The sequence below is a fragment of the Microscilla marina ATCC 23134 genome (assembly GCF_000169175.1).
Taxonomy (GTDB): domain Bacteria; phylum Bacteroidota; class Bacteroidia; order Cytophagales; family Microscillaceae; genus Microscilla; species Microscilla marina.
Map to the genome: position 1 here is coordinate 73288 of NZ_AAWS01000008.1, position 14389 is coordinate 87676.

General features: G+C 44.4%; 8 protein-coding genes. 3 read left to right on the forward strand and 5 right to left on the reverse strand.

Going from position 1 to position 14389, the window contains the following annotated elements; all coding sequences use genetic code 11:
- Nucleotides 1-139: 139 nt before the first annotated feature.
- Nucleotides 140-1771: an NADP-dependent glyceraldehyde-3-phosphate dehydrogenase gene (locus M23134_RS08730; RefSeq protein WP_002695552.1), complete on the forward strand. Its 1632-nt coding sequence runs from the start codon at nucleotides 140-142 to the stop codon at nucleotides 1769-1771.
- Nucleotides 1772-1890: 119 nt separating this feature from the next.
- Entirely contained in the window at nucleotides 1891-2520 is a 630-nt protein-coding gene (locus M23134_RS08735; RefSeq protein WP_002695553.1) for a low molecular weight phosphatase family protein, read from the forward strand.
- 138 nt (nucleotides 2521-2658) lie between these two features.
- Here the strand turns inward: M23134_RS08735 and M23134_RS08740 are convergent, their stop codons facing one another.
- Nucleotides 2659-3930, reverse strand: coding sequence for a hypothetical protein (locus M23134_RS08740; RefSeq protein ID WP_002695555.1), 1272 nt, complete (start codon nucleotides 3928-3930; stop codon nucleotides 2659-2661).
- 298 nt (nucleotides 3931-4228) lie between these two features.
- Between M23134_RS08740 and M23134_RS08750 the strand changes: the two genes are divergently transcribed.
- Nucleotides 4229-4723: a hypothetical protein gene (locus tag M23134_RS08750; protein WP_002695557.1), complete on the forward strand. Its 495-nt coding sequence runs from the start codon at nucleotides 4229-4231 to the stop codon at nucleotides 4721-4723.
- A gap of 188 nt (nucleotides 4724-4911) precedes the next feature.
- Here the strand turns inward: M23134_RS08750 and M23134_RS08755 are convergent, their stop codons facing one another.
- The 4 genes from M23134_RS08755 to M23134_RS08770 all read right to left on the reverse strand — a co-directional run bounded on the left by M23134_RS08755 (nucleotide 4912) and on the right by M23134_RS08770 (nucleotide 14120).
- Entirely contained in the window at nucleotides 4912-10122 is a 5211-nt protein-coding gene (locus tag M23134_RS08755; RefSeq protein WP_045113256.1) for a GEVED domain-containing protein, read from the reverse strand.
- 342 nt (nucleotides 10123-10464) lie between these two features.
- Nucleotides 10465-11634: a leucine-rich repeat domain-containing protein gene (locus M23134_RS08760; protein WP_002695562.1), complete on the reverse strand. Its 1170-nt coding sequence runs from the start codon at nucleotides 11632-11634 to the stop codon at nucleotides 10465-10467.
- 36 nt (nucleotides 11635-11670) lie between these two features.
- On the reverse strand, nucleotides 11671-12654 hold the full coding sequence (locus M23134_RS08765; RefSeq protein ID WP_002695564.1) for an ornithine cyclodeaminase family protein: 984 nt from the start codon (nucleotides 12652-12654) through the stop codon (nucleotides 11671-11673).
- Between the two features lie 422 nt (nucleotides 12655-13076).
- On the reverse strand, nucleotides 13077-14120 hold the full coding sequence (locus tag M23134_RS08770; RefSeq protein ID WP_045113257.1) for a proline racemase family protein: 1044 nt from the start codon (nucleotides 14118-14120) through the stop codon (nucleotides 13077-13079).
- Nucleotides 14121-14389 lie beyond the last annotated feature (269 nt).

The following is a 14389-nucleotide window of genomic DNA, read 5'->3' on the forward strand; positions in this document are numbered from 1 at the left end:
AACCTTCATATTGTGCAATAAGTGAATTTTAAATGCAAAAATATCAATAAAGAGTAGTTGAGTGTTTTGTTTTTTATCGGAAAACAAGCTTTTTGATGGTGAATTTAGAATATCAATATAAAAATTATACAATCAAAAAATGGATACAATTACTACTATGCCGAGCATATTTCCGGCGGCACAAGACATTCCTACCCAATATCAAATCAATGAATTTATAGAACAGCGCGAGTACCTGATTGATGGGGAACTTCGCCAGTGGCAGGGACCAATGAACCAGGTGCAGTCGCCAGTATGCATTGAGACAATGGAAGGCTATCAGCAAAAAATAATTGGTAGCAGTCCCTTGCTTACCTCCAAAGAGTCGCTGGAAGCCCTGACCGCTGCCCACAAAGCATACAATAAAGGACAAGGCTTTTGGCCTACGCTTAAAGTAAAAGAACGCATTCAATATATGGAGGTGTTTGTAACTGAAATGCAAAAACAACGCGATGAAGTAGTGAAGTTGCTGATGTGGGAAATTGGCAAAACCCTGGCTGACTCTACCAAAGAGTTTGACCGCACGGTTACATACATTCAAGACACCATCAATGCCCTGAAAGACCTGGATAGGCGTTCGTCAAAATTTGAAATAGAAAGCGGTGTCATTGCCCAAATTCGTCGAGTACCTTTAGGAGTTACCCTTTGTATGGGGCCTTACAACTACCCGTTGAATGAGACCTTCACCACCTTAATTCCTGCGTTGATCATGGGCAACACGGTGGTGTTTAAGCCTGCCAAGTACGGGGTTTTACTGATCAGACCTTTGCTCAAGGCTTTTTGTGATATTTTTCCGAAAGGAGTAATTAATATTATCTATGGTCGGGGCAGAGATACGGTAGGGGCGTTGATGGAAACCGGGCAAGTAGACGCTTTTGCTTTTATTGGCACCAATAAAGGCGCCAATGACCTGAAAAAAATGCATCCCAAACCCCACAAGTTGCGCTCGGTACTAGGACTGGACGCTAAAAATCCTGGCATTGTACTGCCTGATGCTGATATGGAGAATGCCGTAGCCGAATGTGTTACGGGGAGCTTGTCTTACAACGGGCAACGTTGTACTGCTCTTAAGATTCTGTTTGTGCATCGCTCTATAGTAGAAGAGTTTTTAGGTAAATTTACCGAGGCAGTAAACCACCTAAAGCCCGGTATGCCCTGGGACGAAGGGGTAAAGCTTACCCCATTACCAGAACCTGGCAAAACCGATTATTTGGCAGGGTTGGTAAAGGATGCTGAAAGACACGGGGCACAAGTAGTGAATGCCGGATATGGTGGAGGCGAGGTAAACGAAACCTATTTTCATCCGGCAATACTTTACCCAGTCAATGACCAAATGCGGGTATACCGCGAAGAGCAGTTTGGCCCGGTAGTACCAGTGGTGGCTTATGACAACATAGAGGAAGTGATCGCGTATGTGGTCAGCTCTAATTTTGGGCAGCAGGCAAGTATTTTTGGGCGTGACCCTCAAAAGATTGCCGAGCTCATAGATGAATTGTATCACCAGGTAAGCCGGATCAACATCAATGCACAATGCCAGCGGGGACCCGATGTGTTTCCTTTCAATGGGCGTAAAGATTCGGCAGAGGGCACCCTTTCGGTATCTGATGCTTTGCGGGTGTTTTCTATCCGGGCGATTGTAGCCACCAAAGACCAGGAAAGTAACAAAGATATTGTGCGGAGCATTGTAAAAGAAGGACATTCCAGCTTTTTGCGTACCGATTATATTTTGTAAATAAATGATGCCTCAAGGTACAGGTTCCTTCTTACTTGTACCTTGTTACTTATTGAGTGTGTTTTGTTATTGGTTGTTTATTGCTACCTTGCCTGCACAACTTTAAAATAACTATAGCAATGAAAACCTCCATTTTTTATCCTGGTTTGGCGGCCTATTTGGCAGAGGTTACTCAAGAGTTTGAACAGATACCTGCCACGCGTCAGCACCAGCTCAAAGAAGTGAGCCAATACATTCGCCAAAAACTGAATGCAAATCAGCTTGTACAGGTAATAGTGATTTGTACCCACAATTCGCGCCGGAGCCATTTGGGACAAATTTGGCTACAGATAGCCGCTGCTTTTTATCATATTCAAAGGTTTACTTCCTTTTCGGGAGGAACTGAGTCTACTGCTTTTCACCCCAATGCTGTAACTGCCTTACAAACAGCAGGCATTGAGATTGTTTGCCAAAGTGCAGACGAAAACCCTGTATATGAGTGCCGTTATGGTGCCCATTTTCCTACAATAGAAGCTTTCTCTAAAGTGTATACGCACGCCACAAACCCTACCCAAAGTTTTGCGGCTTTGATGGTATGTACCCAGGCAGACCAGGGTTGCCCTATAGTAACCGGGGCTGAAGCGCGTTTTTCATTGCCTTACCAAGACCCCAAGGCTTATGACAACACTGCACAACAAAGCGAGCAGTACAACGAAAGGTGTCGCCAAATTGCCCGTGAAATGTTTTTTGTGATGAGCCAGGTCTTTTGAAAAAAAAACGTTGGGAACGCCAGAAGGAACAAGCCCTAAACTCGGTCTTGATTGAGCATTGGCTTCATCGTAAAAACAGACAACCCCTCACCCAGCTTTTGCCAGATCAGAGGTTGATTGTACATTAAAAACGATGCGCTAATCTTTGAAACTAAAATTCATAATAGGCATTAAACGAAGCAGTAAAGGATTGTCTCTGACATAATTGAGCAAACCAAACTGAAAACCTTTGAGCTTACGGGCGTAGTTAAAGATACCAATGGTTACCCCTTTTTGCTTACCCTTGATGTGGTTAAATGCACTAATGGCAAGCCCCTTCATAGTACCTCCATCTACTACATTGAGGTAAGCAGGAGCTATGTGAACACCACGTACATACTTGCCACCTACTACCAATGCTGCTGACAGCCCGCTGAGTTTTTTGGCGCCTACGGCTACCCCAGCTATGTTGATCCCCTTTACCTCGTCGCCTGCTCCTATGGCTATTCCGGCAAGGTTAAGCCCATATACCTGGCTACCCGCAGCTACGGCTATTCCAGCCACGTTTATCCCCACGGTTCTTTCGCCCGAGGCTACTGCAATGGCCGAAGCTGAGACTCCATATACGTTTTTACCTGCTCCAACGGCAAGCCCACCTAGGTTGATGCCTGCAATATTGTCGCCCGCGCCTACGGCTAAACCGCCTATATTGAGTCCTTGTGCTTTGTCGCCTGCGCCTATTACCCCAAAACTGGCATTGATTCCACTGACGTTGCCCCCTGAGCCTACGGCTAAACCGCCCAGGTTGAACCCAGTGATTTCTTTGCCTGCCCCTACAGCAAGCCCGCCTATGTTGATGCCTTGCACTTTTTTTCCGGCACCTGCTGCCAAACCGCCCACATTTATTCCAGTCAGGTTTTTGCCAGCGCCCAGCCCCAGCCCTCCTATATTTAGCAAGCCACTTACATTGTGCCCGGCGCCTAGCCCCAGTCCACCCAGGTTGACCAAGCCTACTACGTTGCGTCCAGCTCCGGCACCCAGCACACCCACGGTTACTCCATATATCGACTCGGTGGCACCTACACCAACTCCCACGGCAATGCCTCTAATGTTGCGGGCGCCAGTGAGTGGTACGCCTAAGGCCACGCCATTGACGTTGCCTCCTTCGCCCTGCTCCATATCATAGGGTGTCCAGATAGTGGCATTGAGCCCATTGACTTTTTGTAGACGGTAGTCACGATAATTTAGTCTAATGCCATTAAACTTTTTAGAATTGCCAAAGCCTATGCCGGTATGCTTGACTGCAAGGTTGAAACCGCCTCCGGCATCTTGTGCCAATACCGGCAGGGTAGTCATAGAGAGTAAAGAAAAGAGCACGATCAGGTAGCCTGCCACCACCTGGGTGTGATGCAGTTGTTTAAATTTATTCATGGTTTTTATGGTATTTTATATGGTTCAATGTATTTGCCTTTAAGACACCCCACTTGCTGTCAAAGGTTGCTTGAGGCTATAATTATTTTCGGTTGAAGGACATAACTGTTTGTTTTTATGGGCTTTAGGTAAGTTGATAATCGATACAAATGGCAATAATTTTGATAGGAAAACCAGTCGCCTGGTAGCTGCTGTGTTCAAATGGTTACCCAATTTTCCAAACCTCAAAAACATCTAAAGCCACCCTTGGGTTATTCGATAAAGTTTTGGAGTGTATTTAAAATTCATTCAATTTAAAATGAAAAAAAGTTATTACTTTCTTTGGTTTCGCCTGCATCAAACCGACCAATACCTTATTTGGGTGCAAGCCGATCACAACTTGGTTTACCTTGAAACCCCGTCGTTCCTGCCCACTTTTTCCAGCAAAGAAGCATTGAAACAATATGCCCACACAAAACAAATTCAACTAGAAGCCGATCCTCCTGTATTGCACCACCTGGACCTTGCCCTTGGTTGGTTGTCAAACCCGCAGGCAGACTTCAACTGTTTACAGTTTTTGGCAGCGTGGCATCTCTTTGGCGACATTGCCCGTAGTGTAAACAAGTTTTTTTTGGGCAACCAACAAAAAGATAGGCTCACCAATCAAGTGTATGATAAGTTGTTTGGAGGCAACAACCGACCTGCCTCAGCTTATGACCCTCACTGGACAGTGACCGAACTCAAAAGGCTTGCTGAAGTGCTTACACAGGGGTTTCAGCTAATGAAAGGGGTAACCAAAGAAATAAAAAGGTGAGCAGTAGGTGTGGGAGATTTTTTTAAATAGCGTTTGCCCAATCCTGGCGATTAGCCAATTTGAGCATCTACTCAGGTAACTTTGTACTTATAATCGAAAAAAGCCACCTCAAGTTTGAGGTGACTTTTAATTTAAGTCAGATGTCAATCAGTGGACTTCATCTATCTATTTATATCAAAGGTCAGCCATCACTTCACTACCAGTTGCTGGGTGTATGTCTGTTGGTTTGTGATAATTTGTAGCATATATATTCCCTTGGTCAGGCTATTTAAGCGCAAATTAGCCTTGGCTTGTTGCATAGTAAAGGTTTGCTTCAAATGACCACTTAAATCTAACACTTTTACCTTTACAACATCACCCAAAGACAAACGATGTGCCTCAGGTAGCTCTACTGTAAAGCGTCCGTCCGTTGTTGGGTTAGGGTATACCTTTGCTTGCCTTTGTCGATAGCTTGCCTGAGTAGTTCGCGCCATTTGAGTGCTTACATTGAGGCTATAATCTTCTACTTCTCCTGTCCAACCATCTCCACAGGCAGTACTTAACGAGCTACCGTAAGAAAGGCGAATACGTATACGGGTGGTGCCTATAGCCGCATTATTGGGGGCAGTCAAACGTACAGTATAAGGACCAACTCCCTCTACTACTGTGCCTTCGTTGGCATCGTCAAAATCACCGTCTTGGTTCCAGTCTACCCATATACTTAGCTTGCTGTCTGTCCAACTAGCACTTGGGGTTACTGTAATATCCTGACTTGAGCCAGGCATGATGTTGGTTGTCTGATCCGTGTAATTGGCATATCCACTAGAGGCAGACTCATTATCTATGTTGCCTATTTGCACCCGTGTAATGTGTTCTGTGTTGGTTTGCTGTGCACTTGCCTTGCAATAATCAGGTAAAGGATTAACACCATCACTTATAATATGCACAGTATAGTCTTCTACCTCACCATGGGCAAAGCTTCCACAGGCAGCACTGGCAGCACCATTGTACTTTAGGGCTATGCGCATACGGGTCTTTTTAACTATTCCAGAAGGTACTTCAATATTGCCAGTAACGGTAGTTTTAGTAGCTCCAGAAACATACACAAGTTCTCCGGCATCGTCAAAATCACAATCTCCGTTAAAATCAATCCATACCTTGAAATATTCGTCATAAGCAGTGCCCGAATAACCTGGTGTAAGCGCTATGGTTTGGGTAGTACCTGCGTAGAGCGTAATAGTTTTGTCAGTAAAGTCGGTATAGTTAGCCGCACCAGAAGCATTGTCAAAGTCCCCCAGCTTTACCTTGGCAATGTGCTCATAGTCAGAACCGTTACTTGTAGCGGCACAATAAGTACAGGTAGTGTCACCAGTGACCGTAATCATTGCAGCTATAGTTTGAGTATGATCACCTGTGGCATTGCTTACGGTCAGACTTACTTCATATACCCCCGGAGTATTGTAAGTAATCACGGGGTTTTGCAATGTACTACTGGTAGATGAACCTCCCGCAAATGTCCAGTTCCAGGCAGTAGGGTTGCCCGTAGAGGCATCCGAAAAACTGATGCTTTCACCTGCATCGATGGTTGTTTTATTTGCCGTAAACTGAGCCTTGAGTGTAGGCGCTACATATACTGTATAGTCTTCGGTTTCGCCTATGCCATCTGCTCCACACGGTGCCGCATGGTCGGCATAGGCAATCCTTACCCTCATACGGGTGCCACCTTCTTTGGCATTGGCAGGTACAGCAACCAATGTATTATAAGGAGCACCTGTTCCGCTTACATCCAGCACTCGTTCATTGGCATCGTTAAAATCTCCATCCTGGTTCCAATCTATCCACACCCTTACCCTATTGAGGTCCCAGTCTTTGGTGGCACCTATCGACAATGCATATTGATTGTTGTGTAACAGGGTAGTACTTTGCGCAGTGTAGTCTTCGTAGCCGTTGGTACCAGAGCCTGAGTTGTTGTTAATGGTATTGAGTTGTACATTGTTGATGTGTACATCATCGCGGTTGTGAGAAGCAGTACAATAGTTTCCGTCTACTCCACCACCTTGGCGCACTGTTACATAACCAATGACCTGGTTGCGTCCAGTGACATTGCTTGCCGTCAAAATTACTGGATAAACCCCCGCAGTAGAGTAGGTGACAGTAGGGTTATTTGCTGTACTGGTGGCAGGGTTACCATTAGGGAACTCCCACAAGATATCAGTAGGGTTGCCCAATGATGTATTTTCAAATTTAAGTGCTTCACCCCGGATGGTATAATTTACCTCAGAAGTAAACGATGCCACAGGCGCTTGTTCAACTATAGCTTCATTAATCACTACTACCGAGTAATCTTCGGTTTCACCAATAAAATTATCATTACCACAGGCTTGAGGATTTTCGCCTACCCGGTAATTAAGTCTTACCCGCATGCGGGTAGCAATATCGCGTACTGCGTTGGTGGGCACTTGTATCATTGCCTTTACTTCCTTAAATCGTCCTTTTTGCATCATTACTTGTTCTCCAGCATCGTCAAAATCACCATCCTGGTTCCAGTCTATCCAGACACCCACCCCTATGTTGTCTGACCTGGTATGCCATGGGGTAACAGTTAGCTGGAAACTCTGCCCTTGAGTAAGCTCGGTGAGTACCGAGGTGTGGTCGGCATACCCATTGGCAGGAAAACCCTCGGTAGCGTGGTCAATGTTTGCCAGTTGCACCCGGCGAATAGACGTGAAGTCATTTTGAGTAGCAGGAGTACAATAGTTTGCGTTGTTTTTGGCATATACCCTAATGTACTCATTGCGACTGGTGGTGTTAGTAGTACCATTTTGGCTGTTGGCGGTCAAAGCCACATCGTATCTGCCAGCATTTTTATATGCTACTGCAGGGTTAGGTACATTACTTATGCCGGGCGCTCCCCCAATCAAGCTCCAGGTCCAGTTATTTATCTGACCTACTGATTGATCGATGAACTGCAACTCTGTACCAACTAATACTGCCCTCATGCTTGCCTTAAAGTTGGCAGCAGCATCTTTGCTTATGTTAGGGTTGCGCAAAGGTCCCGTCACCACAAAGTTAGCTTTGGGTATTCCTCCAGCAAAGCTCACATTGGTAATGTAGCCAACAGTGTAGTCGAAGTTATTAAATTTGCTATTGTTGCGTAGGTTCTTCAATAACTCATTCAGAGCGTCACCTGTGCTTTGGGCAGCAGTGGCGTTGTTGTTGGCAATACCCTTTCCGGTAATGCTCCCGGTAATTTTGAATCTTTTATTGATCATGCTTGTCTCCAGACTTGCCGTTACATCCTGGATTCCAGTGATTTGGCTAAACTCAGCCTTTACTTCGGATGGCTTGCCCAATATCAACTGAAGGTCGTTCAACCATTTGGTGCTAGGTTCTTTGCCGTTAACAACTTTCGTATTTACTTGCCCCAAAAAGGTTTGATATTGGCTTTCGTCTGATGACTTAAGTGAGTTTACCAGGTTGTCGAACCCTGCCACGTCATTGCTTCGGGTCAGCTCAAAAAAGGTTTTCAATTTACTAAAATCATTGGTATACCAATAGTACCAAGCCATGTTGCCATAGTGATAATGGTGAAAGTTGCCACTGGTATAACTGGTATTGAATAAATCGGTGAGGCTTGGCCAATTACTACCCAAACCACGCACTACATTGGCATTAGAGGCAAGCAATTTTATACCATCGGAAGCAGTAGACCCAGAAAAAAACTCAGCCATTCCTTCTTCATACCACACCAGGCGGTTGTTGTCATAAATTTCGTTTTCGCCCCAATAGCCTGGTACCAGATAACGACCTTGCAAATAATGACAATATTCGTGACGAAAAAGCGACTCCAGCGACAGCGAACTTTCTACTCCTACGGTACGGTCCCAGGTATAAAAAGTAGCCCGACGCTCTATGTATATGCCCCCATTATTCGTGTCAATGCCATACAAATAAGAGGCGTAGTCCTCGTACTGACTCTTAGAGCCAAACACTACCATGTTCAATGTTTCATTTACATCACCTTCCACGGGTTGATCGGTTTGTAACATTTTAAAAAACTGTGCCTGTACCTCTTTAGCCGCATGGTAAAGTTTCTGTACTTCTTTATGACCTAAGGGAGTTTTTACCAATAACTTGCCGTCGTCCAGCGAGTACTCATTTGGAAAAAGGTAGCGGTGCAGCTCTTCTTTAAGTGCTTCTTCGCCTTCGCAAAGCCCATAAGTAGCACAATTGCCATATTGGTTCAAAGCAAGCGTTGCCTTAAACCACTTGATCTCCATGCGAGGGTAAAGGTTGATAATGGAAGCAAGCTCACCCTCTATCTGACTAATTACCCCAGGAATGTGCGCCATCCGGCTCAACTCCTGCACGGCATTGTTTACCATAAAACCAAGGTTGGGATTGGCCAATAGTTCAGCGTCTTTACCAACACTGGCCAGTAAAGAAGTCAGTTCAGGATCGTTATCTACGGCTGTCCAAAACTGACTATCACCCTCATTAGGAGCACCACTGCCACGAAACATCAAAAAGAAAAAACCATTGTATGATCCAACATAAGTTCTTAGCAGTTTATTATCAGAAATCTGTTTCCAGTTATCGTTGATAGTAAGGTTACGCATTGCTTGTTTTACTACACTCAAAACAAACGGTTGATGGCGGACTCCTTCATAGTCACAGTTAGTAAAGTATTCTTTCAAAACCGACAAAGCCTCATCGGTCAGGTCAAACAAATGGTTGTTAGACGACAGCGCACCCAATGCCTGGCTGTATAAAGCTTTAGAGGCCGCATCGAGGGTAACATAGTTGGGGTTATAAAACTCCTGATAAGTAGCCGCATGCATGTAGATGAGCAAGCCATATATACCACTGGCAAAGGTTCCATCATAGCTTGCTCCCAAATTGTATATTTCCTGAAAAACTGCCTGAATCTTTTGATTGGAAAACAGGTTCGGTAAATGGTTTCCGATTTCAAACAGTGGGGTTCCCACACAATCGTAATCGCTGTTTGCTTTCAAAAAGGCAACCAACGCACTGGTACTCAAACCAGCCAATTGAGTGGGGGTATATTGGCAGCCAGTTTCTGTCGTTTCATGATTGTTGGCGGCACCTGCTGGAGCTATGCTAGACAAGTGAAACGGGCGCTTACGGCTACCTGCCCGACTCATTTTTTGTATATGTTGGCTGGCACGTATTTTCATTGCCTTTTTTTTCAGATTTTCCCGTATATGTTGTTTGTGGGCGTGCATTCTTGAGCATTGGTGATCATCAACTTGATGAGGCTTCTGGGGAGGGGGAAGTGTTTTGGGTTGTACCTTTAGTTGTGCATGGGCATGGCATAGAATACCTATCATTAACAATAAGAGCATTGTTAACTTTTGGGTGGCAGTTTTTACCCATTCTTTTCTTGAGTTTTGCTTCATTAGCATTGTGAAAAGTTGCTCTCGCTGCCTACCAGTGTGGCGTTTTTTTGATTGATTTAAAGTTAGCATTGTCTTTATTTTAGTTGTGTAGTATGATTGGATGGTTGCCGTTGGGCTTACCAACTATAAACAAAGTAATACAGGTAAGAATCTTTTCATAAGGCAGGGTTAAATTAGTATATACCTATGCTATGATAGTATAAATAAAGGGTGAAATAATCGTATATTTGTACAATAAATTATTGTTTTAAAACAAAAAACTGGGTCGATTAAAAAAGTAAGTGGATAGGCTAAAAACGACCCAATATGGGTTGAGAACAGGAAAAAAAGGGGTGAAAAAAACTACATCTGAGCAGCTAGTTGTCGCAATTCTTCGGAGTTTCCAAAGCCTCTGGCTTCTAACCAGGGAATCATTTCGGGTACAATATATTCAAAGGGGTTGTTATATACATTGAGTTTGTGCAAGTGCTCCAGTTGGGTCAACTTTATAGGGAGCGTTTTGAGTTGATTACCACTGAGCGAGAGACTTCGTAGGTTTTTCATTCCGTTTATTTCAGCGGGCAATACTTCCAGCTGATTGTCGTCTGCCACGAGTACTTCTAAAGAATTTAATTTTCCTATACTTTTAGGAAAGCCAGTCAGGCGGTTTACTTGCAAGTGAAGTTCTTTGAGTTTCGACAAGCCTCCTATAGTTTCTGGAAGAGCCCCCAGTTGATTGTAGGCCAAAAACACCTCTGATAATTGAGCCAGTTGACCGAACGTTTTGGGTAAAACTTTGAGCTTGCTATTTTCAAAGTTGAGTTGCTGAAGTTGCTTCAACTTGCCTATTTCGTCGGGTAATTTCTTGATCAGAGTGTCTGCCAACGACAAAGTGTTGAGTTGCACGAGTTTGCCTATAGCAGGAGAAAGGTCTTGTATATCGTTGCCCCCCAAAAATAATTTTTCGAGATGAATAAGCTGCGTTACTTCTTGAGGAAAGGTGGTTAAGAGGTTATTGTCGAGGTAGAGTACCTTAAGGGCGGTAAGCTGGGCAAAACTCTGTGGCAATGCTGATAAACGATTGCCCCATAGCCACAAATGTTGCAGGTGTTGCAAATGTCCTATGCTTTCAGGCAAATTTCTCAAACGATTTTTACTCAAGTTCAAAGAGGTGAGGCAACCCAGCTGGTGTATGGTATGGGGCAAAGCCTGTAATTGGTTGTTGCGTAACTTGAGCTCCTGCAATTGGGTGAGCTGGAGTATTTCTTTAGGCAAAGTACTCCAGGTATTTTGCTCCATTTTTAGTTGGGTCAAGCGTTGGGTATAGGTTTGTTCAAAACCATACTGTACACAAAGCAAGGGGTGTTTTTGCAAACAAGCAGCTAATTTTGGGCTATAATGCCCACCTGCTCCCTGGCACAACTGAAAAGCAAGTGTAACGTTTACCTCGTTGTTGCTGTTGAGCAAAGCAATGATTTTGTTTTCGTCAGCGTTGGTCATTTTTACTGGTTGTTGGTTATTATTGGCTATCAAGGCACTATTTTACTGTTTACCAGATGATCAACCAAGTTAAACTTCTAGTAATGTGCCCAAATTTAACTCATTGGCTTTTTGTAAAATATAATGTGCTGCGGTCAGGTCTTGGGTACCTACCCCCACCGATTTGTAAAAAGTAATGTCTTGAGCACTTTTGCGGATGGTTAAACCGGTAGTGAGTACTTCGCCCAACTCGGCGAGTACGTCTTGTTCGTCAATCAAACCCTCTTGCAAAGGCATTAAAATATCACCCGCTTCCTTCAGGCACGCTTCACGGTAGTCTACTACTATTCTACTTTTTGCCACCAGTTTGCCCGGAACTTCGCGTAGGTGAGGCTTATAAGTGCCAATAGCGTTTATGTGGGTGCCAGGTTGTATGTAGTTGGCATCAAACAAGGGAGTAGAGGCGCTGGTTGTTGTACAAACAATGCTTGCTTCGGCCAATGCTGCCAGATCGTCAGTGGCTTCCAACAGGGCGCTACAGTGGGCTTGTTGGGCTTGCACAAATGCCTGGGCTTTTGCCAATGACCTGCCAAAAATATACACTTTATTAATGTCACGTACCAGGCACAAGGCCTCAAGGTGGGTAATGGCATTGGCACCTGTACCAAAAATTGCCAGGGTTTGGGCATCTGGGTTTGCCAATACATCGGTGGCAAGCGCCGAACCTGCCGCAGTGCGCATGGCGGTCAAATAGGTAGAATCCATGATGGCTTCTGCTTGTCCGTTTTGGGTGTTTATCAATAACATCAAACCTTGAATCAAGGGCAGGTTTTGGGCGGGGTTTTCTCGAAAAACATTGGCTATTTTAAGCCCCATTTGCTGGTAATCGGGGATGTATACAGGCATCATCAACACATCGGCGTTGGCATCTTTGATCGCCATTTCAGTTCTGGGGGGTAGTTGCGCCCGTTGTTGATATAGCCAGGTAAAAGATTCGCGCATGGCTTTGATGGCATCTGCCATTGGCAAAGCTGTCTGTACGTCGTGGCGGGATAATATTCTGATTTTTTGCATTGTATTTAGCTTGTCTTTTGTGTTGTTTAGCCTATTTGTCCAGTATGCTTTCTAACTATCAAATTTGATAGCTACCTATTAGAACAGGGTGTACCTTACTGCAGGGTTTTCTGATAAAAGGCTATTTAGGAGAATATACCTCCTAAAAGCCATATTTCCGCCTCGGGCAGTGTCTTCACGCCCGATCGAAACTTCGTACTTTACAAGCTTCAGGTTGCTCATTTTTTATAAGAAAGCCCTCTACTTTACTGGTTTAAGTCTCCGGGCTTTATACCTGACAATAGAAGCAAGTTTGTAACTTGCTATTCAACGAAAGTTACAAACTTGCCTCTAATTCGAGGGCTGAAGTTAAAAAAAAATCAGCCAGTAGTGTATTGCCTGTGGAACAAGGTACGCCTAGAACCTTGTCGGCTCCCAAGTAGCTAATTAAAAATAAACCCTTCCTTGTGTGCATCCTCTGGGTCTACCCAAAACTGGTGACTGCCCGTAAGGTATGCCGTACCCGATACTTCGGGAATAATGGCTTTGTAAGTGCCAAAAGTAATTTCGCGGGCTATTTTTACCGAAAACTGTGAGTCTAAAATACTCTCGATGTACATTTTTTCGCCTACAGCAAGCTCTTGGCGGGCGTGATGAATAGCCGCCCTGCCGCTTACCCCTGTACCTGTAGGGCTACGGTCTACTTCGCCGTTGGCAAAAATGCACACATTACGACTGTCGGCACTGTCGCCTAATGGTGGAGCTATAAAAATGGTTCCATACAAAAAACCAAGGTCTTGCTCAAAAGGATGTTCAATTTTGCGACTTTTCATAATGGCATGTTTTATTTCCATCCCTTTGTCTATCAGTTCCTTGTATTCGTCTGGGGTACAATTGAGCCCCAGTTGGTCGGCTTGCACGTAAGCATAAAAAGCCCCGCCAAAAGCCAGGTCATACGCAATGGTGCCCAGCCCGGGTACTTCTACTTCGGCATCTAACTCTAGCACAAACGAGGGCACATTTTGGAAGTGTACCTCTGTTACCTCATCGTTTTCTATAGTAGCAAAAGCAGTAATAAGCCCGGCGGGCGTGTCAATTTTTATAGTAGTTACAGGGGTTTGTTGAGGCAACATGCCGGTTTGTAACGCCACTTTAGTAAGGGCAATGATGGCGTGTCCGCACATGGTACTATAGCCCTCGTTGTGGATAAACAACACGCCAAAATCTGCTTCGGGCGATACAGGAGGGGTAAGTATACAACCATACATGTCGGCGTGTCCGCGTGGCTCAAACATAAGCGCAGTACGCAAATGGTCTAAGTTTTCGCGGGCAAACCGCCTTTTCTCTAAAATAGTGTTGCCTGGTAGCTCAGGAAACCCATCTACAATAATACGCAAAGGTTCGCCACCAGTGTGGGCATCTATGGTACTTATCTGTTGCCAGTGGCTGGGTGGTTGCCAGGTTGTTTGAGGGGTAAATTGTTTCATAGTTTTTCGAAAAAATAAAGTTACCGCAATATCAGGGTAAATTACCTCATAAACTGGTACACAATTAACCAAAGATGTACGATAGGTGATTTATTGAGGGTAATCAGTGTGTTTTTTTCGGCACCATAAAAAAACACCCAAACCAGCATTTGCCAGATTGGGTGTTTTAGAGCTTGTTTAAAAATCATTAATTAGGTCTTTTACGTGCCTTTCCTGATTATATATTGTCAAATTTATCAGCAATAGCGCTGCTATTACTTCAAAATTTG